Genomic DNA, 21,275 nt, shown 5'->3' with positions numbered 1-21,275 from the left:
GGACCGGTCAGTAGCAGCCTCCCCGAGGACGTTCAACCGGCCAATCGCGCCAGCCCGCACTAGCGGTCTCCCTCCGGGGTGACTTAAGCTGCGCCGAGCGTCGGCCCGACGGGCGGACGGCGATCGGGAGAACGTCCTTCATGGACTTCCAGCAGCACCCGCTCCGCTCACGCGTTCTGGCCGAACTGCATGCGAGGCCCTTCGCGCCTCTCTCGCCGCCCACCCGCATCCTGCATTTCGCCTTCCTCAACGAGGGCGACAACGCCTCCGCGGCGGCGGAGGCGCTCGACCGGTTCTGCGCCTCCCTGGGCGAGCAGGGCCCCGCCCCCGGGGCCAAGCATCACCGCCTCAGCCTCTCGGGCGTCCGGCTGCGCTTCGAGATGCACAGCGAGTTCTCCACCTTCACCTGGGAGGAAGCGGCCCCGCCGGGCGTCCCCTTCGCGACCCCGCCGGACCGGCTGATGGCCTATATGCGCAAGGTCGCTCCTCCCGGCCTGCTCATCGTCGCCGTCGATCTCGTCCTCGCGGAGGAGAGCGACCGCAACGCCGCGGCCGAGGGCGTCTTCGCGGCGGATTCCCTCGCCTATTCGTCGGCCGAGCACGGCGCGGCGCGCGTGGCGAGCGACTTCAAGGCCGATCCGCTCGGCCTCGTCCGCATCCTGGTCGTCAGCCGAAGCCTCACCGAGACGCAGGCCGGCGCGCTGGCCCAGCGCCTGCTGGAGATCGAGACCTACCGCACGCTGGCGCTGCTCGGACTGCCGGAGGCGCAGGCCCTCGCGCCCATCATCCGGCGGATCGAGACCGAGCTGCCCGGCATCCTCGACGAGATGCGGGGCCGCGACGACTTCGACGACAACCACCGCGCGCTGGACCGCCTGACGGCGCTCGCCGCCGAACTCGAGCACGGGGCCGCCGCCAGCCTCTACCGCTTCGGCGCGACGCGCGCCTATCACGAGCTGGTCCAGCTGCGGATGGAGGCCATCGGCGAGGAGCCGATCGCCGGCCATGTGGGCTGGTCGTCCTTCCTGGCCCGGCGGCTCAGCCCCGCCATCCGCACCTGCGTGACCACCCAGGAGCGGCAGGACAACCTGTCGCGCAAGCTGTCGCGCGCGGCACAACTGCTGCGCACGCGCGTCGACGTCGATCTGGAGCGCCAGAACCGCGACCAGCTGCAGGTCATGAACGACCGCCTGCACCTGCAACTGCGGCTGCAGCAGACGGTCGAGGGCCTCTCGATCGCGGCGATCACCTATTACGTGGTCAACCTCATCCACCTGATGCTGGATGGCGCGCACCAGGCGGGGCTGCCCGTCAACCCGAACGCCGGCACCGCCATCGCGCTGCCGGTCACGCTCCTCGCCGTGGCTTGGCTGGTCCGGCGCATCCGCAAGCGCCACGCCGCCTGAGCGGCGCGGCGCGTAAGGTCACGCCTTGGCGGCCTGGGCCTTGGCCTCGCGCCGATACGCGTGCAGCACCCATTCGGTGTAGCCGTTGGGCTGCTCGCGTCCCTTGAACACGAGGTCGCTGGCCGCCCGGAAGGCCGGCCCGTCGAAGCCGGGCGCCATGGGCCGGTACAGCGGGTCGGGGGCGTTCTGGCGATCCACCACTTCGGCCATGCGCTTCAGCGAGCCCAAGACGAGCGCGTGGTCGACGACGCCATGCGCCAGCCAGTTGGCGATGTGCTGGCAGGAGATGCGCAGCGTCGCGCGGTCCTCCATGAGGCCGACGTCATGGATGTCGGGCACCTTGGAGCAGCCGACGCCCTGGTCGATCCAGCGCACCACATAGCCCAGGATGCTCTGGCAGTTGTTGTCGACCTCCTCGCGGATCGCGGCGGCGTCGAACGGGCCGGTGGCGAGCGGGATGGTCAGCACGTCGGAGAGCGGCTTGCGGTTGCGCCCCGCAAGCTCGGCCTGCCGCTTGGCCACGTCCACCTGGTGATAGTGCAGCGCGTGCAGGGTGGCCGCCGTCGGCGACGGGACCCAGGCGGTGTTCGCGCCCGCCATCGGGTGCGCGATCTTCTGCGCCAGCATGTCGGCCATCCGGTCGGGGATCGCCCACATGCCCTTGCCGATCTGCGCCTTGCCGGGCAGCCCGCAGGCGATGCCGGCGTCGACATTGGCGTCCTCATAGGCCTGCAGCCAGACGGTCTTGCGCATGTCGTTCTTGCGCACCATCGGGCCGGCCGCCATCGAGGTGTGGATCTCGTCGCCCGTGCGGTCCAGGAAGCCCGTGTTGATGAAGGCCACGCGGTTCTGCGCGGCCCGGATGCAGGCGCGCAGGTTCACGGTGGTGCGGCGCTCCTCGTCCATGATGCCCATCTTCAGCGTGTGCCGGGGCAGGCCGTAGACGTCCTCCACCGCGCCGAACAGGGCGTCCGCGAAGGCGACCTCGTCTGGCCCGTGCATCTTCGGCTTGACGATGTAGACCGAGCCGCGGCGGCTGTTGCGCAGCGCGTGCCCGCCGCGCAGGTCGTGCAGCGCGATCAGCACGCTGACGGCGGCGTCCAGCACGGTCTCGGGGATCTCGGCGCCGTTCCCGTCCAGCACCGCGTCGGTATACATGTGGTGCCCGACATTGCGCACCAGCATCAGGCTGCGCCCGTGCAGCGTGACCGTTCCGCCCTTCGCGCCCGTATAGACGCGGTCGGGGTTCAGCTTGCGCTCCACCGTGCCTGCGCCCTTCGGGAAGGTGGCGACGAGGTCGCCCTTCATCAGGCCAAGCCAGTTGCGGTAGACGTCCACCTTGTCGTCGGCGTCGACCGCGGCGACGCTGTCCTCCAGGTCGACGATGGTGGTGACCGCCGCCTCCAGGATCAGGTCGGCGACCCCGGCCGGATCGGTGGCGCCGATCGGGTTGCCGCGGTCGATGACGATCTCCAGGTGCAGCCCGTGGTGGCGCAACAGGATCGACTTCGGCGAGAGCGTGTCGCCCGTGTAGCCGACGAACTGCGCCGGATCGGCGAGCCCGGCCGTGCCGCCGTCGCCGAACTTGGCGACCAGCGCGCCGTCCTGCACCGCATAGCCCTTCACCTCGGCGTGGCTGCCGCCGGCCAGCGGCGCGGCCTCGTCCAGGATGGCGCGCGCCTTGGCGACGACCTTCTGGCCGCGCACCGGGTTGAAGCCGCGGCCGCGATCGGCGCCGTCCGTTTCCGGCAGCGCGTCCGTCCCGTACAAGGCGTCATAGAGGCTGCCCCAGCGCGCATTGGCGGCGTTCAGGGCGTAGCGGGCGTTCGAGGCCGGGACGACGAGCTGCGGCCCGGCGATATGGGCGATCTCCTCGTCGACGTTGCTGGTGCCGATCTTGAAGGCGGCCGGCTCCTCGACCAGATAGCCGATCTCGCGCAGGAAAGCCTGGTATTCGTCCTGGTCCAGCGGCTTGCCGGCGCGCGCCTCGTGGAAGGCGTCCAGCCGAGCCTGGATGCGGTCGCGCGTCTCCAGCAGAGCGAGGTTGCGCGGCCCGAACTCCTTGACGAGAGCGTCCAGCCCGGCCCAGAACGCCTCGGCGCTCACGCCGGATCCGGGCAGGGCTTCCCGCATGATGAAGTCGTGCAGGACGGGCGCGACCTGAAGATTACCGACGCTGATCATCTTTCAACTCCCTGCCGGACCGTTCCCGGCTCCGCCTCTGAAATGTGCCGGCTTTAGAACACGTTCCGCGTCCGCCAGAAAGCGGACTGTCGCGAACACACTTTAGCCGCCACGGAATGAATGACGTCGATCTTGTTCCCAGGGCAAGACTATGGCGCGCCGCAGGGCGACTGGTTCGCCGCCCGGCCCAGCGTGTCGAGAATGTTGGTCTCGTGCAGGAAACCCTCGATCGGGGCGATGTCCGTCACCGCGTTGGAGGTGGCCAGGAAGATGGCCTGCCGCAGCTGGTGGTCCCACGGCCTGAACGAGCCCGGATAGGCCTTGTAGAGTTCGAGCGTCATGTCGGCGCGCCCCAGAAGTTTGGGCAGGGGCGAGGCCGCACCGTCCCGGGCGTTGCGGACCTCCGCGTCGATGACGGCCCGCACCGCCGCCCAGGCGGCCCAGTCCTCCTCCTCCATCGGCCGGCCGGCGTCGCGCTCGAAGCGCCGGTTGAGTTGCGGCGCCCCGTTGCGCTCCGCCGAGGGGTGCCAGGCCAGGGGCCGCAGGCCCTCCGAGCCCACCACGGGCCGCGGCAGGACGGTGCGGTAGGGGATCATGCGGGCGAACTCGCCGACGACGTCGGCGACGAACACGACGTCGTAGTCCTCCGAGCCTGTCAGCAGCCCCACATTCACCTGCTCGCGCCGGCGCGGATCGTTGGTGATGGCGAAGGAGCGCGTGTCGACGATGCGCGCGCCGAACTTCCGGGCGGAAGCCTTCATGGCGGCCGAGAAGGCCTTGTCCTCGGGCTCGGGTCCTTCGAGCACCAGGATCTTCTTCCAGTTCCGCCGCACCAGGAACTGCGCCAGCGCGTCGGTCCGCATCGACACGGTCGGGACGATGTGGAACAGCGCCCCCCGGCAGGCGTCGGCCCGCAGCTGGTCGTCCGGATCGCGCACATTGAACAGCGCCAGCGAGGGCGGCCCGCCGGCGGCGGCCAGGAGGTCCGAGCCCGGCAGGTCCAGGATGGCGGCCGCGACGCCCTGGTCGGCGGCCGACGCCAGCGCCTGCTCGACGGGCTCGTCGGCGCGGAGCGTGCGCCGCACCACCTTGAAGGCCAGCCCGAGCGCCCGGCCGGCGGCGCGCCCGTCCTTGGCGGCGAGCTCCGCGCCCGGAAGCGGCGAGCGATGGCTCGGCCGCATCACCCCGTCATGCGCGCTCAGGGCCTGGCGCCACGGATCGTCCTGCCGCTCGACGAACAGGATGACGCGGTCCTGCGGCGCTGCGGCCGGGCTCTGCGGCGAGGCCGGCCCCGCCAGGACGGTCAGGAGCGACGCGGCCGCCAGCACGATTCGCGCCGCACGCCCGGGTGCGCCGTCAGTCATCGATCACCACCGCATAGGGCACCATGCCGACCGGCACGGTCTTGCGCACCTTCTGGGTCGCCGTCTCGATGATCGAGACGTCGTCGGAGAGCCCGTTGGCGACGTAGAGCGTCTTCTCGTCGGCGGAGAAGCGCAGGCCCCAGGGCCGCCGCCCCACCAGGATGTAATCCTTCACGGACCGCGACGCGACGTCGACCACCGCCACGTGATTGGCGCGCCCCAGCGCCACATAGGCGGTCTTGCCGTCCCGGCTTATCACGAGGTCCACGGGCGTCACCTGCTCGCGCCGCATGCCCTTGGGCAGGAAAGCAATCTGCCCTTTGCTCTGCAGCGACGCGGCATCGATGATGTCGACGATGCCGGAGAGCTCGCAGGAGACCCACAGCTCGCGGCCGTCGGGAGAGAGCGCGAAGCGGCGCGGGCGGGTCGCCGTGAGGATGTCCTTGATGATCTTGCCGCTCTCCACGTCGATGACATGGACGAGATTGGCGGCTTCCGAGGCGACGAACACGCGCTTGCCGTCCGGGGTCGCCAGCACGCCTTCCGGCTCCGGCCCGGTGGCGTAATGCGCCTTCACCTCGCCGGTCTCCAGGTCGAGAACGGTCGCCTCCGAGTCGTCCTCGTTGGAGATGTAGAGGTCGCGCCCGTTGGGATGCAGGTCGAACGTCTCCGGGTCCGGGATGTCGCGGAAGCGCTTCACCAGCGTGCGGGTCGCCATATCGTAGACCGCGATGGTGTCGTCGTTCCCGCAGGCGACGATGAGGCTCTTGCCGTCCGGGGTCCGCCGCATCCCGCGCGGGCGGGCGCAGGTCTTGAACTGGCCGACCACCTCGTCCGCCTTGTTGAGCACCACGATATTGTCGGACCGCTCATGCGAGACGAAGACGAGCCCCGTTCCGGCCAGCGACGGCCCGGCGCCAGCCGCGAGCAGGAGGCCCAGTCCCGCCGCCCAGCCGACGGCGCCCGATGCGCTTCGCCCCAAGCCCGTTGCGCTCCGCCTCATGTCGCTCCGCCCCGTGTCCGCCTGCGGACGGAGCCGCGGGTTCATGCGGCGCGAGGCCGCGCGCGGGCTTCGCCAGCGCTTGGCCCGCATCGTGGGGCCGGCGCCGCGCCGGATCAAGCGCGGCGCGGCGCTTCGCTCAGTTGCGGCCCTCGCGCATGACGTCGTCCACCGCCGCCACGACCGAGGCGGGGGCGTCCAGCGGGATCTGGTGGCCCGAATTCGCCACCACCTCAGGCGCGGGCGCCCCGAGCCGCTCGGCCAGGTCGATCTGCATGGCCCGCCACGCGGCCTCCATCCGGCCGTCCGGATAAAGGCCGTTCCACTCGCCGTCGCCATGCACCAGCACCCGGGCCGGGATGCGCCGATAGCCGGTCAGGTCGGCCTCGGCCAGGCTGGCCGGCACGGCCCGCAACTCCCGCACCACCGCGATGCGCGCCTTGTCGGCGCTGGCGAGGTCGACCGCGAGGCGCTGGAGTGCCGCCGGCAGGCCGTAGCCCGCCGCGGCCGGAGGGGTCCGGTTCGCCACGCCGCCATCCTGGGGCAGCGTCACGCCCGCCGCCGCAAAACGCTCGAACTCCCTCGGATGCATGCTGTCCAGCAGCACCAGCCCGACCACGCGATCGCGGTGGCTCGCGGAGAAATGGGCGGCCAGCACGCCGCCGAAGGAATGGCCGACCAGCACCAGCGGGCCGTCCACGCCGGCGCTGGCCAGCAGGCTCTCCAGATCCTGCGCGAAATTCGCCAGCGTGCGGGGCCGCGTCGCCTTGCCGCTGAAGCCGGCGCCGGCCCGGTCATAGCTGCACACGCGGCTGCGGCGGGCGAGCTGAGGCTGCACCAGCGTCCAGTCCAGGTGGTTGCCGCCCAGCCCCGCCTCCAGCACGACCGTGGGCGACCCCTGGCCGGCGCACAGCAGATGGAGGCGCGCGTCGACGGTCTGGATCATCCGGCCCGGAGGCTGGTTCAGGTCCGGCGCGGCTTCGGCCCCGCCCAGCCACGGTCCGAGGAGCGCCAGCCCGGCCGCGCGCAGGCCGCGCGACGCCGCCAAGGCCGGCCGCGGCCGCCCGGTTGGCGCCGCCCGCCGTTCGGGCCACCATGGCCGGAGCCAACAGGACGACCGGGGGGATCTGCCGTGCACGCCCATGACCTGCCGCATTGCGCTGTCCCGCCTTCTCTGGCTCGGCTCTCCGCCCAGCTCCCTGCTTCGCGCGCACCCCTGAAGTTCCGCCGTCCGACGGCGGCCGCCTTTTTCGCCCTCGCGATGGCGCTCCCCGCCATCTGCAAGGCCGATGCCATCCCGTGCCAGGACCTCGAGCGCCGTTATGACCTCGTGAGCGCGACGGCCGTGGCGATCGAGATCGCCTCGCAGAGCTTCGTCGCGGCCGACAATGGCTGTGACGCGCTGCTGGGACGCCTCCTCGACGCCGGCGCGACGCCGCTGGCGCGCGACCGCGAGGGCGACACCGCTCTGGCGCGCGCCGCCCGCGCCGGCCACGCCTCGACGGTGCAATTCCTCCTGAAGCGCGGGGCCGACCCGGAGCAGCGCAACCTGCAGGGCGCGACGGCGCTCTTCGTCGCCACCCAGGCCAATCGAACCCGGATCGTTCAGATCCTGGCGGAAGCGGGCGCGAAGACGGACGCGCCCGGCCGAAGCGGCGTCTCGCCCCTGAGCGCCGCGGCGTTCAACGGCAACTTGCGCCTGCTTGAAATGTTCCTGGCCCGCGGAGCCGATCCGTCCGGGCGAGACGCGACCGGAAAATCCGCCATCGTCTACGCCGCGGCGCGCGGCTTCCTGCCCATCGTCCGGCGGCTGCTCGACGCCGGCGTGGATCCCAACCAGCGCTACGCCAACGACCTGACGCTCCTGATGTGGGCCGCCGGCCACGCCCATGACGCGCCCGAGAGCGACGGGCTTCAGGTCGTCGAGCTGCTGCTGCAAAAAGGGGCGCCGGTGAACGCCGTGGACGATCGCGGCCGCACCGCGCTGATGAACGCCGTCGAGCTTGGCCACGCCGCCATCGTGCGCAGGCTGCTGTCCGCCGGCGCAGATCCGACGCTGCGCGACAAGGACGGAAAGACCGCGGCCGACCTCGCCGACGGCGAAGCCGTGCGCCTGGCCCTGACGGGCGGCTAGAGGGGCGGCGCGGCCTGCCCCGGCACGATCCCGGCGGGCAGCTCCGCCGCATGCCGGGCGATGGCGCCCGCCGTGGTCAGCCAGACGCGGCCGTCGGCATGGTCCACGACGTGGCGCAGCGCCCGCCGCAGATGGCGGGCGCGGTGCGGCCAGCCGACCAGATAGGGATGCAGCGCCACCCCCATCACCAGCGGCCGGTCGCGGCTCTCCTCGAGCATCTCGTCGAAGGCGTCGACGATCATGTCGGCGAAGGCGTCGCCCTCCTGCTTGCGCCCGACGATCTGCGGGATGTCGTTCAGCTCCTGCGGATAGGGCACCGACAGGATGCGCCCTCCCCGGCGCGTCCTGAACCAGATCGGCTGGTCGTCATGGCACCAGTCGAGCATGTAGGAGAAACCGGCCTCGGCCAGCAGATCGGGCGTGGCGTGGCTCTGCGAGATCCACGGGCCGAGCCAGCCCGTGGGGGCCCTGCCCTCGCGCTCGGCCATCACGCGGGCGCACTCGGCGATGAGGCCGCGCTCCTCGGCTTCGGAGAGGACGCCCTGGCGCTCGCTGTTGGTGCGGCCGTGACCCACGAATTCGTCGCCCCGGGCGCGGAACGCCTGCATGAGGGCCGGCGCATAGTCGTACATGGCGGTGTTGGCCAGCACCGAGCAGGGCAGGCCCAGCGCGTCGAACATGGCCAGGAGCCGCCACGCGCCGACCCGGTTGCCGTAGTCGCGCCAGGCGTAGTTCAGCACGTCCGGCGCAGGCCCGCCCGGCGCGAGCTCCGCGCCCAGCCCTTCCCCGAAGGCGAAATGCTCCAGGTTGAGCGCCAGATAGACGGCGAGCCTGCGGCCGTCGGGCCAGGAGTAGTCGGCCCGCTCGGGCATGGGATGGTAGTCGTAGCGGTCGTGGCGGCGCATGGGAGATCCGGCTGTTGCCCGGCGAGCGTGAACGCCGCCGCCGCAGCGCGCAAGCCGTGCGGTTCCGCAACCGTCCGCATCCATGCTAAGCAACGCGTCCGGCGACCTGCCGCCGCTGGCCTGGACCTGTCACGTGCGCCGCTTCAACACCATCGCGATCGTCACCAGCGACACCGATGACGCGCGCCTCTCGGGCGAGTGCCTCGCGGCGCGCTACGGCGACGTGGATCCGCTCGAGGCCGACGTGATCGTGGCGCTCGGCGGCGATGGGCTGATGCTGCAGACGCTGCACCGCTTCATGGGCTCGGGAAAGCCGATCTACGGCATGAACCGCGGCTCCGTCGGCTTCCTGATGAACGAATATGGCGAGGACGACCTGCTCGAGCGGCTGGAGCGGGCCGAGCGCAGCATCGTGCATCCGCTGCTGATGGTGGCGACCGACGCCGCGGGGGTCGCCCACACGGCGCGCGCCATCAACGAGGTCTATCTGTTCCGCCAGTCTTACCAGGCCGCCAAGCTGCGCGTGACCATCGACGGCAAGCCGCGCCTGCCGGAGCTCGTGGCCGATGGCGTCCTCGTCGCCACGCCGGCCGGCTCCACCGCCTACAATCTCTCGGCGAACGGGCCGATCCTGCCCCTCAACGCGCCGCTGCTCGCCCTCACGCCGATCTCCGCCTTCCGGCCGCGTCGCTGGCGCGGCGCCCTCCTGCCCGATCACGCCCGCATCGCCATCGACGTGCTGGAGCCGGGCAAGCGGCCCGTGAGCGCAGTGGCGGACCATTTCGAGCACCGCAACATCCGGCGGGTGGAAGTGGCGATGGACCGGACCGTCGACCTCGTGATGCTCCACGATCCCGGCCACAGCCTGGAGGAGCGGATCCTGCTGGAGCAGTTCGGCTACTGAGCCGCAGAGCGCGCCGTCTCGGCGGCCGCCGGCATGAGAAAGTCGCGGACGGCCGAAGCCGCGTCGTCGGGCGCCGTCCTGTCGACGGATCCAGGCTCTGCGTCGGTCCTGACGTCGATCGCGCCATGGATGCGGCGCAGCCAGAGCTCCGCGTCGCGCAGCCGTGACTGCGCCCCGCGCGCCCGCTCCTCCGCGGCGGTCAGGCGCGCGGCGGCGTCGGCGATCGCCGCGCCGACGCGGCCGACCTCCTGTTCGGCCGCCCTGACCCGTTCGTCCGCCGCCTCGGCGCGGCTCCTGATCTCGTTCACCCTCTCGGTCGCGAGCCGCCGCTCATGCATGAAAGCGCGGTGCAACTCGCGCGTGCGCGCTTCCAGTTCGGTCAAGCGCCTGTTCTCGGCGCGCAGGCGCTCGCCGGCCCGATAGGCGAGCCCGAGCGTTCCGCTCCAGGGCGGATCTGCGCGGGCGGGGTTGCGATTCGCAGCATCGGCCGCACCCGCCTGGACGACGGGGGCGACCGTTTCCAACCGTTCTCGCATCCGCCTCGATCTCATGAACTGACCCGAACGGCCCCTGAACCCCGGAGCGGCTCCACGATAGCGGGAATCAATTGACATGAAAACGTTAAAGTTGTGAAATCCATCATTTTTGTAATTGATAAAGTTTAGAAATTCATTCAGTTTCGGATCACTCCTCCGACGAAGTTAAGGGAACAGCATGAAACGGTGGTCGATTTTGGCGCGACGCCCGAACGGCCGAAAGGACGAGCAGCCGGGTCCGGTGGCGGAGTCTGGGGCGACGCCGCCCGACGCTGAAGGCCGCGAGCGCCCGACGCCCACCTTCCCGGCCCTCCCGGCGCCCCGGGTTTCGCCCCTGGACGTCACGGGCGAACAGACCGAGCTGGTTCGGGTCCATGTCTCCCACATGGTGGCGCGGCTGGACGAGATCAAAACGCTTTCGGAGGACTTCTCCCGTCTCCGCGCGCCGCTCGACGATTTCCTCGTGCAATATCCCAAGGCCCAGGCCCGGATGCTCGACGCGGAGGCCGCCCTCAAGCGCGAGACCGAAGCGGCCCGGCTTCTTCGCCGCGAGCGCGACGAGGCGATCAGCGCGCGCGCCGCTGCGTCGGACGAGCTGTCCCAGGCCATGGCGACGGCGAGCCGCCAGGAGGCGATGCTGCGCGACAGCGAGGAGGCGCTGGCCGAGTTGCGCACCTTGATGCGCGAGACCACCGCGCGCGCCGAGCACATCGAGAGGCAGTTCTACGCCGAGGCGGAGCGCTCGCAGGCGCTGGCGGACGAATCGCGCATCCTGCGCCAGCACGCCCAGGCGAGCGACCAGACCAATCTCCGGTTGGAGCAGAGCCTGAACGAGGCGCACGCCCAGGTGCATCTCCTCGAGCGGGAGAACAACCGCCTCCAGCAGGCCACGGAAGACCAGGCGCGCAAGCTCGCGGAATCATCCGCCCGGTGCGAGGAGCTCGAACGCAAGCTGGAGACCGCCCTGGAGGCGAATGCGACGCTTGAAACCGCGCTCAACGCCGAGCAGGCCCGGCGGGACAAGGCCGAGGCCGACCGCGAGACGGACAGGACGGCGCATTCGGTCAACGCCGCCAGCCTGTCCCTGAAGGTCGACGGCCTCACCTCGCGCCTCGCCACCACCACCCGCACGCTCGCCCAGATGCGCGAACAGGTGCGTGAGAAGATGGACGCCCTGCAGGCGGCCGAGCGCGCCGTCAGCGAGGCGCGAATCGAGACGAACGCGTCCCAGCGCAAGCTCGCCGCCGCCCTGGAGGAAGCCCGCCGCGTCCAGGAGGCCGGGCAGGAGACCCAGGCCGCCAAGGAGGCCGCCGAGGAGCGCTGCGACATGCTGACGAAGGCGCTGTCGGCCAAGAGCGCCCATCTGGACGGCGCCAACGGCAAGATCGAAGCCCTGACGGAGAGGCTGGAGCAGCTGAGCCAGCGCTTCGAGCAGGAGCGCGCCGCGCTCGAGGCCACCAACCGCAAGCTGAGCGAGGCGCTTCAGGGCGAAAAGGCCGAGCGGACGCTGGCGCAGGGGGCCCTCACCATCGCGCGGGAGAGCCGCGCCAAGCTGCAGACGCAATTCGCCAATCTGCGCCGTCGCGCCGAGATGGAGGCGCAGGAGGCCGCCTCGGACGCGCCGAAGGACCAACCCGCCGCGGAGGAGCCGAAACCCGCGGCGGACACCAATGTGCGGGCGTTCCCGCCCGCCGAGAACCCGCAACCAAGCTCACTGTAAGCGCGTAGGCCGGCTCCGCCGGCCGTGAAAGACCCTGGAGGCGTGATGTCATCTCCGATCGAAAAGCCGCTTCACTTCCCGCTCCGTCCCGTCCGCCTGGAGGGCGAGTCGGATCCCGTTCCGGCCGCCCGCCTGGCGGAGGCGCCGCCCGGGGCGGAGGCTTCCTCCTCCGCCGCCGCGCAGGCCGAGCCGCAGGCCGAGACCGAGCCGGAGCTCCTCGACGGGCAGGCTCCGAGCCAGCCCCAGCGGGACTGGAGCACCGCGCTCGACATGCTTCACGAGGCGTTCGAGGCCGTCCGGGTCGCCGAAAACCACAACCAGCAGCTGGAGGCGGCGGCCGAGGAAGCGCGCCGCCTGCACCGGGCCGAGTCCCTGGCCTACCAGGAGCGGATCGCCGCGCTGGAGAGCCGGATCGTCCTCGCCGAAACCCGCGCCACGGAGGCCGAGACATGGCTGGAGCGCTTCCACACTGCGGTCGTCGAGGGCTTCGACCCCCGCCGACGACCATCGTCCGGCCGCTCGTGAGCGTTTCGGCTCGGACGAGCCGATTACGGCGGACGAACTCCTCTCCTCATCCGGCGTGAGGCCACCATGTCGCTTCCCGATCGGCGCGCCCCTGTCCTGGAGCTGATGCGGCGCGCCTCCCCCGTTCAGCGCGCCGTCGGGCCCGCGCCCGCCCTGGTCCCGGAGGCCGGGCCGGACCTGCCCCGGCTGGACGCCTTCGATCCCGGCCGGGACTGGTCCGAGACGCTGAAGCTCGTGGAGGCGGCCGCCGAGCGGACGCGGGCGACGGCGCAGCGCTCGGCCGAGTGGGAGGCGCGAGCCGACGAACTTCTGCGCATCATCGACCAGGACCGGATCCGCAACGCCGAGCTCCAGAGGCAAGCGGAGAACCGCGTGCGCGTCGCCGAGGTCCGGGCGCGCGAACTCGAGCGCCAGGCCCGCGACGGCCAGGCGCAGGAGCAGAAGCTGCTCGCCCGCGTGGCCCAGGCCGAGCGGGAGGCCCAGGAGGCGGAGGACCGGGCGAAGGTCGCCGAAGACTGGCTGCGCAAGCTGCACGCCGCGCTGCTGCATCTCGACCACGCCGCGCCGCGCGCCAGGACGGCGCCGGCGCCGGATGAGGCGTCCTATCCGGAGGACTGACTGAGGGCCTCTCAGGCCGCCTTGGCGACGAGCTCGGCCCGGACCTTGGCGAAGAACGCCGTGAAGTCGGGGTCGCTCGCCTTGATGGCCGCAGGCTCGCGCGGGACCTGCTGCGCCTCGTCGGGCTCAGCCGCCGCATCCGCGTCCGGGCTCGCCGCCGTCACGGCGCCGCTCTCCTCGGCGACGACGTCCGGCGCCGCGCCTTCGATCGGCTCCGGGCTGTCCGCCGCATCCGCGAAGTCCGGCTCCGCCGTCCCGTCATTGGCGACGGCCGCGCCGAGATCGCCGAAAAGATCGGCCGGCTCCGCCGCAGCGTCGGCGTTGGCCGGCGCGGCGATGGCCAGCGCCGAGGCGCTCTCCTGCGCCATGCTGGCCAACATGGCGTCGGCCGCCCAGCGGGCCTCGTCCCGGGCGATGTCGACCTCGAAACGCTGGAGGAGGACGAGAACGCGGCCGCCCACGTCCTCGCCCATGGCGGCGCAGTCGGCGATGACCCGGCCGACGACGCGCCGCGCCAAAGCGGGCCCGCCCACCAGTCCGTCGTTCCCCGCCTCGGCGCGGGCGGCCTCGATCGCGCTCTGGAAGGCGCCGAGCAGGAGCTGTGGCAGCCCCGCCTTGCGGTAGAGGGCTCTCCAGCCTCCCGAGCGGGGCTCGGCCATGAGGGCGGCCACGCGGCGCGCGGGCACCCGCACCAGGTTGGCGACGGCCTCGGTGACGAGGCGCGCCTCGCCGAAGAGAAGTCCGCGCAGCAGCAGCCCGGGAGTCAGCCGACCGGTCGCCCGCAGATGCGCGACCAGCCCGGAAAGATCGTCGTCGTCGCAGCGCGCCGCCAGCGCGAGCACGATCTTCTCCTCTTCGTCCCGCTGCAGCTGCTCCCACCGGGCCGGCGACTGGCCGTCGCGCAGGGCCGCGTCCGGGCCCGGAGCACGCACCCCCGCCAGCAGCGCCGACAGGCGGACCCCGATGGTCAGGTCCGGCCGGTCCAGCAAGGCGTGGCGCAGGTCCGCTTCGGCGCCGAAGCGTTCGATCATCCGCTCCAGCGAGAAGGCCGGGATCACCGCGCCCGCGTTGCGGACCAGGGCCAGGACGGCGTCCGCCTCCGCCACTTCGGCCAGCGCCGCCGCGACGGCGGGAGACAGGTCCGCCCGCCGGGCGATGGCGGCTTGGGTCGCCGCCGACCCCATGGCGACATGGTCGATCAGCTCCGGGTCGGACAGCAGCGGCGACCGCTCCAGGATCATCGCCGCGATCTCGGGCGCGTCGGACGCGAGCGCGGCCACGAGGTGGCGCGGCGCGCCGGCCTCCCCGGCCAGGGCGTCCGCCAGGGCGGCGCGCACCAGCGGCGAGGGATCGTCGAGCGCCAGCGTCAGGGCGGCTTCGGCCTCGGCCTTGGCGTGGGCGTCCATGCCCGCCGTGAGATAGGCCCGGGCCAGCGCTCCGGTGGCGGCGGCGCGCGGTTCGGCGGGGGCCGTGCGGGTCCAGGCCAGGAAGCGCCGGATGATCATGGGGCGGCCTTCTTCATGAAGGAGAGCAGGTCCAGCGGCGCGCGGCCGCGGCGGGGGCCGGCTTTGGCCGGTTCCACGCCCGCCATGGCGGCGGTCCTGACCGAGGGGCCGAACTCGGCGGGGCGTTCGGGCGGAAGCGGAACGGCCGCGGCCTGGGCCGGGGCGGCCGGCGTAACGACGAGGTTCGCGGCGCCCGCCGGAGCGGCGTCCGACGCCTTGGGGCTCGCGCCCAGCGAGGCGGTGCGCGGATAGAACCGGGGCGCGTCGTCCGCGGCCCTGGCGGCGGGAAGCCCCGCCCAGAGCCGCGCCACGGTCTGGTTCATCGGCGCCCGGCTGCCCTCGGTCCTGAACAGGCCATGCATGGGCGGCCCGTCCTGCCGCGCATAGGCGAGCGCCGGAGCGTGGGGCTGCTCGCCGGCCGCGCCCCAGGCGGCGGGATCGGCCGGAATGGCCTGCGGCGCGCCGGCCCTGGCCAGCGACGCGTAGAGTTCGCCGACCGTCTTCGGCCGTCCGGTCGCCCGGTCCGTGAACACGGCGCGGTTAGCGGCGGCCTGGTCCGGAAAAACGTCCGCCGCGCTGGCCTGGGGGGTGGATTGGGCGCGCTTGACGAGTTCGCCCGCGCCCGCCGCGCCGAGGAAATGCGCCGCGTAGAGCTCGCCGGAGCTGGGCGCCCGGCCCAGCGCGGAGGTCAGCGCCGCGGTGTTCTGGCGCGTCAGCTCGCCCGCCATCACGGCGGCGGTTTGCGGGTCGTTGCGCAGCTGCAGGATCTGCTGGCGCGCCGCCGGATCCGGCACGTCGTAACGGCCCTGCTGCGACTGCGTGATGGCCTGCGCCTGCGACCCGAGGCCGTGCTCCGCCCCCTTCGACTTGATCAGCCCCAGCCAGGTCTGCTCGATGAACTGGAACAGCCCCGAGGCCGACGAGCTTTTCGCTTTGGCGGCCGGATCCAGCGACGATTCGCGCTGCGCCGTCTGGAGCAGGTAGCCGAAATCCGTCCCGGTCTGCTCCGAACCCTGCTTGATCGCGTCCACGACCGGGCTCTGGGCCCGCGTCTCGGGCGTCGCCGTGGGGGTGGTGAACAGGAACATCGCGACTCCGGGCGCGCCGGCGCGAGCCGGCCGGCTGTCTGGCCTTTCACCGTGAGCGATTATGGTAAACGTTCGGTCAATGCGGCGGCGGCGCCGGCCTGTGTCAGAGGGAGCGAAGGCATGTCTGAGGCGACAGTGACGGTGGATCCGGCCCGCGAGCAGCGGCGCCATGCTCGCGGAGGGCTCTATTTCGACGATTTCGTGGTCGGCGAGACCATCCCGCACCGGCTCACCCGCACGGTCACCCAGATGGACAACATGCTGTTCTCCAACATGACGCTGAACCCGCAGCCGCTGCACATCGACGCCCATTTCTGCGCGACCGAGACGGAGTGGGGCCAGCCGCTGATGAACTCCCTGTTCACGCTCGGGCTGATGATCGGCATTTCGGTCAACGACACCACGGTCGGCACCACCATCGCCAATCTGGGCATGACCGACGTGCGCTTCCCGGCCCCGCTCTTCGAGGGAGACACCGTGCGCTGCGTCACCGAGGTGGCCGCCAAGCGCGAATCCCGGTCTCGGCCGGACGCCGGCATCGTCGATTTCGTGCATCGCGCCTACAAGCAGGACGGAACGCTGGTGGCCGAGTGCCGCCGGCAGGCCTTCATGCGCAAGCAGCCGCGGGCCTGAGCCGATGCGCTCGCTGCTGTTCGTGCCGGGCGACAGCCCCCGCAAGCTGGAGAAGGGCATGGCCAGCGAGGCCGACGCCCTCATTCTCGACCTGGAGGACTCCGTCGCCCTGGAGGCCAAGGCCGCGGCGCGCGACACCGTCCTCGCCGTCCTGCGGCAGGCGCGGGCGCAGCCCGGACGGCCGCGGCTCTATGTGCGGGTGAACGCGCTCGACACGGGCCTCACGGACATCGACCTCGACGCCGTCATGCCGGGCGCGCCGGACGGAATCCTCCTGCCCAAGACCTCGTCGGGCGTCGACGTCCAGCACGCCGCCGCCAAGCTCGCCGTGCGCGAGGCCGAATGCGAGCTGGAGGACGGCGCCACCCGCATCGTCGCCATCGCGACCGAGACCGCCCGCTCGATCTTCCACATGGGAACCTATGCGGGGGCGAGCCATCGCCTCTCCGGCCTCACCTGGGGAGCCGAGGACCTCTCCGCCGACCTGGGCGCGGAGACCAACCGCGCCGAGGACGGGACCTATGCGGATCCCTACCGGCTGGCGCGCACGCTCACGCTCTTCGCCGCCAACGCCGCCGACGCCGCGCCCATCGACACCGTGTTCACGAATTTCCGCGACGAGGCGGGGCTCGAGGCCGAATGCGAGGCGGCGCGGCGCGACGGCTTCACCGGCAAGATGGCGATCCATCCCGGGCAGGTGGCCACGATCAACCGCGTCTTCACGCCCTCGGCCAAGGCCCTCGAAAGGGCCGCCAGGATCGTCGCGCTGTTCGAGGCCCAGCCCGGGGCGGGCGTCATCGGCCTCGATGGCGAGATGCTCGACCGCCCCCACCTGCGCCGCGCTTTGCGCACGCTGGAGCGCGGCGGGCGGAGGAGCTGAGTCACTCCGGCCGGACGATCGAGAACACCTCGCTGACGACCGCGTAGTCGTGGTAGCCGCAGCGCGCGATCGGCTTGGCGGCCGTGATGTCGAAGAGCCCGTTCCGGATGAAGCGCTCGTCGATATGGACGCCCACGACATGGCCCAGCACCAGCCACCTATCGAGCTCCTCGCCGGTGGAGGTCTTCAGCTTGACGATCTCGGACAGGCGGCACTCCAGCGCCGCCGCGACGCCCTTCACCCGGGGCGGGCGCACCAGCCGGGACGCCTCCTGCTCCAGCCCGGCATGGGCGAACTCGCTCTCGCCGCGCGGCAACGTCGCCGAGGTGGCGTTCATCTCATGCCGCAGGTCCCATGTGGCGAGATTGCAGACGAACTCCTTCGTCTCGCTGATGAAGGCGACGGCGTCCTTCAGCCCCTCCGACGAGAAGCCCACGATGGGAGGGCGGGTCGAGAACGCGTTGAAGAACGAGTAGGGCGACAGGTTCACCGCCCCGTCGGCGCTCATCGCGCTGATCCAGCCGATCGGGCGCGGCGCCACGATGGCCTTCAGCGGGTCGTGCGGCAATCCGTGGGCGTAGCTGACAGTATCGTAGAACATGAACGCGACGCCCCTGCGGCTTGAACCGATTCGTGAATCTCATGCGCCCCAGCGCGTGACGACGTCGGCGAGATTCGGACGCGGACGGTCCGCCTGCCCCTCGCCCCGGCCGATATGGATGAAGCCGGCGACGCGCTCCTGCGGGCGAACGCCCAGGACCTCGAGCGCCTGGCGGTCATAGGCCATCCATTCGGTCAGCCAGGCGGTCCTGAAGCCCATCGCGTTCGCGGCGACGCACAGCGTCATGCACACCGCGCCGGCCGAGAGGGTCTGCTCCCATTCGGGGATCTTCACATGCGGGCCGGCCAGGCTCACCACGGCGATCACCAGCGGCGCGCGGCTGAAGCGGCCGCGCTCCAGCGCGACGCGGTCCGCGTCGGCCTCCGGGTTCTGGGCGGCGAAGATGCGCCCGACTTCGGCGCCGAGCCGGTCGCGGGCCTCGCCCTCGATGACGATGAGGCGCCACGGCGCGAGCTTGCCGTGGTCGGGCACCCTCGTCGCGATCCGCAGCAGGGTCTCCAGCTCCGCCTCGGTCGGCCCGGGTCCGGTCATCAGCTGCGGCGGCAGCGAGCGGCGGGTCTCCAGAAGGGTCAGCGCGTCGGTCATCAGGCAGGTCCTGGTCGGTGTCGGGAAAAGGCGGGCGAGCGCCGCCGGGGCGGCGGAAGCGAAGCATTCATGGGCCGTTCATGCGCCTCGTGGTTGGATGCGGAACCAAGAAGATGGGGCGCAGAAGGCCGGGCGACCGGGCGAGAGGTTTCCGAGAGCTAGAGCCGGCTCGAGGCGACGTCAAGATTGGCGCACCCACCCCCGCCCGAGGCAGAGTCCAGCACACCATGACGCGCGATTCCGGCAGAACGCCCTCCGCCTCCCTCTGGGACAGGCCCACGACGCTGCGCGCCGTGGCGGCCGTCCTGGCGTTCTGGGTCATCGCGGCGGCCGCCTGGCAGGCAACGGACTCGGTCGTGCCGTGGGACTCCAAGAACCACTTCTATCCCATGTTCCGCTATCTCGGCGCCGCGCTGGCGCAGGGCGAGTGGCCGCTCTGGAACCCCTTCCATTTCAGCGGCCATCCCTCGGTGGCGGACCCGCAGTCGCTGCTGTTCACGCCCACCATGGCGCTTTTCGCCTGGCTGGCGCCGGAAGCGTCGATGCAGCTCTTCGACGGGGTCGTCTTCGCCCATCTGCTGCTGCCCGCCTTCGCCACGCTGGGCCTGTTCTGGCGGCGCGGCTGGCACCCCATCGGGGCGGTCGCGGCGGCCATGATGATCGTGCTCGGGGGGTCCGCCGCGGCCCGCCTGCAGCATACCGGCATGATCTTCTCCTATTCGTTCTTCCTGCCGGCGCTCCTCTTCGTGGAGATCGCCCTGGCGCGGAAATCCTGGCGCGCCGCGCTCGCCTTCGCGGTCTGCGCCGGGCTGATGGCGCTGGGGCGCGACCAGGTCGCGTTCCTGTGCTGCCTCGCCATCGCGGCCGCCGTCATCGACCAGAGCCTCGCGGCGGAGCGCCCGCTGCGTTTCGCCGCCAGCCGGGCGCCCCTGCTCGCCTTCGCGGCCGTGGTGATCGTCGCCATGCTGGCCATTCCGGCGCTGCTCACCATGCAGCTGCTGGCCGACTCCAACCGGCCCGCCATCAGCTACGGCGTCGCGGCGATGAACTCCCTGCCGCCGTCGAGCCTCGTCACGCTGCTGGCGCCCAACATCTTCGGCACGCTGAACCACACCTACGATTATTGGGGCCCGATGTGGGACACGATCCCCGAGGGCACCTACACGGACCGCGCCGTGAACTACATCTTCGCCGGCACCATCCCGGCGGCGCTGCTGCTCTGGCAGGGCGTCGCCCGGGGCCGGCTGTTCACGCGCGACCTGCGATTCTTCGGCCTCGTCGGCGTCTTCGCGGTGATCTATGCGCTCGGGCGCTACACCCCCGTCTTCGTCCAGCTCTTCGACCACGTGCCGGGCATCTCGCTCTATCGCCGGCCTGCGGACGCCACCTTTCTGATCAACATCTCTCTGGCCTTCTGCGCCGGCTATTGCGTGCACCGTTACGTCACGGACGGCGCGGCCGCGGCGGCCGAGAGGATCCGGCCCTGGGCCGCGCGGCTGCGCCAGGGCGCGGCCGTCCTGATTCCGCTGGGCCTCGTCGTGTCCGGCCTCGTATTCTCCCGCCGGGTCGGCCACCTCACCGAGGCCAGCGTTCAGGTGGCCCTCTTCGTGGCCATCGCCGCGGTGGCGCTCAGCCTCGCGATGCAGCAGACGAGCCGGCGCACCCGCGCCATCGCGGCGGCGCTGCTCGTCGCGGCGACGGGCGGCGAACTGGTCTGGCGCAACGCCGCCTCGGCGCTCAACGCCGAGCCCGCCGGCCGCTACGCCATCTACAACAGCCTGAAGCCGGCCGACTTCGCCGGGCTCAACGTGCTGAAGCGCGAGCTCGACGAACGCCACGCCCGCGGCGAGCGCCCCCGGGTCGAGATCCTGGGCCTCACCGGCGCATGGCAGAACGCCTCCATGGTGCTCGGCATCGAGGACACGGTGGGCTACAACGCGCTGCGCATCGCCGAATACGAGAAGGCGGTCGGCCCTGGCGAGAACGCCGTCGAACTGCGCCTGCGCCAGTTCCCCGGCACGTTCCGCGGCTACCGCTGCAATCTGGCCCGCCTGCTCGGCCTCGAATATCTCGTGCTGGACCGACCGGCCGACAAGCTGCCGCGCCACTTCCCGCGGCTGGGCTCGGCCACCCTCCTCTACGCCTCCGACGCGATGTGGATCTACCGGCTGGCCCCGGCCGCGCCCCGCGCCTATGTGGCGACGCGCCTGAAGCCGGTCGAGACCGAGGAGGTGCTGTCCGACGAGGAGCTGCCCGAGTTCGACCGCACGACCGAAGCCCTGATCGACAAGTCCGACATGGAGCTTCTGGACGCCAACTACACGACCGAGGATCCCTCCGCCGACGACCGGCCGAACGCCGCGAAGGTGACGATCCAGTCCTACAAGCGCAACGCCGTGAAGCTGACCGTCTCCACCGAGAAGGCCGGCGTCCTCGTCCTGCATGATCTCTATTATCCGGGCTGGGAGGTCAGCGTCGACGGCGAGGAGAAGACGGTGCTCAAGGCCAACCTGCTGTTCAGGGGCGTCGAGGTCCCGGCCGGCGAACACACGGTCGAGTTCACATTCCGGCCGCTTTCGGCGGACAACCTCCTGACCGCCGCGACGGACCTCGTGCATCGCGACAGCGGCGCCGAGACGGCCACCCGCTAGCGCGGCCGACGGGCG

General features: G+C 71.6%; 19 protein-coding genes. 9 read left to right on the top strand and 10 right to left on the bottom strand.

Going from position 1 to position 21,275, the window contains the following annotated elements; all coding sequences use genetic code 11:
* The first annotated feature begins 140 nt into the window (after positions 1-140).
* Positions 141-1,406 carry a DUF3422 family protein gene (locus tag ACYVO7_RS21800; protein ID WP_460451888.1) on the top strand — a complete coding sequence of 422 codons (1,266 nt, stop codon included), beginning with the start codon at positions 141-143 and terminating at the stop codon, positions 1,404-1,406.
* A gap of 18 nt (positions 1,407-1,424) precedes the next feature.
* Here ACYVO7_RS21800 and ACYVO7_RS21795 read toward each other — a convergent pair whose 3' ends face one another.
* From ACYVO7_RS21795 to ACYVO7_RS21780, 4 genes are all read right to left on the bottom strand, one after another.
* Positions 1,425-3,590 carry a malate synthase G gene (locus tag ACYVO7_RS21795; protein ID WP_460451887.1) on the bottom strand — a complete coding sequence of 722 codons (2,166 nt, stop codon included), beginning with the start codon at positions 3,588-3,590 and terminating at the stop codon, positions 1,425-1,427.
* Positions 3,591-3,739: 149 nt separating this feature from the next.
* A complete protein-coding gene (locus tag ACYVO7_RS21790; protein ID WP_460451886.1) occupies positions 3,740-4,954 on the bottom strand; it encodes a type 1 periplasmic-binding domain-containing protein in 1,215 nt (404 codons plus the stop codon).
* Positions 4,947-5,936 carry a PQQ-dependent catabolism-associated beta-propeller protein gene (locus tag ACYVO7_RS21785; RefSeq protein WP_460451885.1) on the bottom strand — a complete coding sequence of 330 codons (990 nt, stop codon included), beginning with the start codon at positions 5,934-5,936 and terminating at the stop codon, positions 4,947-4,949. The genes ACYVO7_RS21790 and ACYVO7_RS21785 overlap by 8 nt, the downstream gene beginning before the upstream one ends.
* A gap of 157 nt (positions 5,937-6,093) precedes the next feature.
* Positions 6,094-7,002: an alpha/beta fold hydrolase gene (locus ACYVO7_RS21780; RefSeq protein ID WP_460451884.1), complete on the bottom strand. Its 909-nt coding sequence runs from the start codon at positions 7,000-7,002 to the stop codon at positions 6,094-6,096.
* 213 nt (positions 7,003-7,215) lie between these two features.
* Between ACYVO7_RS21780 and ACYVO7_RS21775 the strand changes: the two genes are divergently transcribed.
* Positions 7,216-8,088, top strand: a complete 873-nt coding sequence (locus ACYVO7_RS21775; protein ID WP_460451883.1) for an ankyrin repeat domain-containing protein — start codon at positions 7,216-7,218, stop codon at positions 8,086-8,088.
* On the opposite strand, the gene ACYVO7_RS21770 is transcribed toward ACYVO7_RS21775, so the two are convergent.
* Positions 8,085-8,993 (bottom strand): polysaccharide deacetylase family protein, encoded by a 909-nt coding sequence (locus tag ACYVO7_RS21770; RefSeq protein WP_460451882.1) that lies wholly within the window; start codon positions 8,991-8,993, stop codon positions 8,085-8,087. The genes ACYVO7_RS21775 and ACYVO7_RS21770 overlap by 4 nt on opposite strands.
* 82 nt (positions 8,994-9,075) lie before the next feature.
* Between ACYVO7_RS21770 and ACYVO7_RS21765 the strand changes: the two genes are divergently transcribed.
* A complete protein-coding gene (locus tag ACYVO7_RS21765) occupies positions 9,076-9,897 on the top strand; it encodes an NAD kinase (RefSeq protein ID WP_460451881.1) in 822 nt (273 codons plus the stop codon).
* Here the strand turns inward: ACYVO7_RS21765 and ACYVO7_RS21760 are convergent.
* Positions 9,891-10,433, bottom strand: a complete 543-nt coding sequence (locus ACYVO7_RS21760; protein WP_460451880.1) for a hypothetical protein — start codon at positions 10,431-10,433, stop codon at positions 9,891-9,893. The two genes, ACYVO7_RS21765 and ACYVO7_RS21760, sit on opposite strands and share 7 nt — an antisense overlap.
* 178 nt (positions 10,434-10,611) lie before the next feature.
* On the opposite strand from ACYVO7_RS21760, the gene ACYVO7_RS21755 reads away from it, so the two are divergent.
* The 3 genes from ACYVO7_RS21755 (at position 10,612) to ACYVO7_RS21745 (ending at position 13,296) form a co-directional block, all read left to right on the top strand.
* Entirely contained in the window at positions 10,612-12,153 is a 1,542-nt protein-coding gene (locus tag ACYVO7_RS21755; RefSeq protein WP_460451879.1) for a hypothetical protein, read from the top strand.
* A 45-nt stretch (positions 12,154-12,198) separates the two neighbouring features.
* The gene (locus ACYVO7_RS21750) at positions 12,199-12,678 is read left to right on the top strand and encodes a hypothetical protein (RefSeq protein ID WP_460451878.1); all 480 of its coding nucleotides are present in this window, start codon (positions 12,199-12,201) and stop codon (positions 12,676-12,678) included.
* 66 nt (positions 12,679-12,744) lie between these two features.
* Entirely contained in the window at positions 12,745-13,296 is a 552-nt protein-coding gene (locus ACYVO7_RS21745; protein WP_460451877.1) for a hypothetical protein, read from the top strand.
* A gap of 11 nt (positions 13,297-13,307) precedes the next feature.
* Here ACYVO7_RS21745 and ACYVO7_RS21740 read toward each other — a convergent pair whose 3' ends face one another.
* Positions 13,308-14,801, bottom strand: a complete 1,494-nt coding sequence (locus ACYVO7_RS21740; RefSeq protein ID WP_460451876.1) for a DUF2336 domain-containing protein — start codon at positions 14,799-14,801, stop codon at positions 13,308-13,310.
* Positions 14,798-15,889, bottom strand: a complete 1,092-nt coding sequence (locus ACYVO7_RS21735; protein ID WP_460451875.1) for a lytic transglycosylase domain-containing protein — start codon at positions 15,887-15,889, stop codon at positions 14,798-14,800. The genes ACYVO7_RS21740 and ACYVO7_RS21735 overlap by 4 nt, the downstream gene beginning before the upstream one ends.
* A 120-nt stretch (positions 15,890-16,009) precedes the next feature.
* Here ACYVO7_RS21735 and ACYVO7_RS21730 point away from each other — a divergent pair, with 120 nt between their 5' ends.
* Entirely contained in the window at positions 16,010-16,522 is a 513-nt protein-coding gene (locus ACYVO7_RS21730; RefSeq protein WP_460451874.1) for a MaoC family dehydratase, read from the top strand.
* A 4-nt stretch (positions 16,523-16,526) separates the two neighbouring features.
* A complete protein-coding gene (locus tag ACYVO7_RS21725) occupies positions 16,527-17,402 on the top strand; it encodes an HpcH/HpaI aldolase/citrate lyase family protein (protein WP_460451873.1) in 876 nt (291 codons plus the stop codon).
* 1 nt (position 17,403) lies between these two features.
* On the opposite strand, the gene ACYVO7_RS21720 is transcribed toward ACYVO7_RS21725, so the two are convergent.
* Both ACYVO7_RS21720 and ACYVO7_RS21715 read right to left on the bottom strand, forming a co-directional pair.
* A complete protein-coding gene (locus ACYVO7_RS21720) occupies positions 17,404-18,003 on the bottom strand; it encodes a flavin reductase family protein (protein ID WP_460451872.1) in 600 nt (199 codons plus the stop codon).
* A gap of 39 nt (positions 18,004-18,042) precedes the next feature.
* Positions 18,043-18,609 (bottom strand): nitroreductase family protein, encoded by a 567-nt coding sequence (locus ACYVO7_RS21715; RefSeq protein WP_460451871.1) that lies wholly within the window; start codon positions 18,607-18,609, stop codon positions 18,043-18,045.
* A 227-nt stretch (positions 18,610-18,836) separates the two neighbouring features.
* Here ACYVO7_RS21715 and ACYVO7_RS21710 point away from each other — a divergent pair, with 227 nt between their 5' ends.
* Positions 18,837-21,260: a YfhO family protein gene (locus ACYVO7_RS21710; RefSeq protein WP_460451870.1), complete on the top strand. Its 2,424-nt coding sequence runs from the start codon at positions 18,837-18,839 to the stop codon at positions 21,258-21,260.
* Positions 21,261-21,275 lie beyond the last annotated feature (15 nt).

The organism is Alsobacter sp. SYSU BS001988, assembly GCF_054796215.1.
This window is presented reverse-complemented; position numbering and strand designations above follow the sequence as displayed.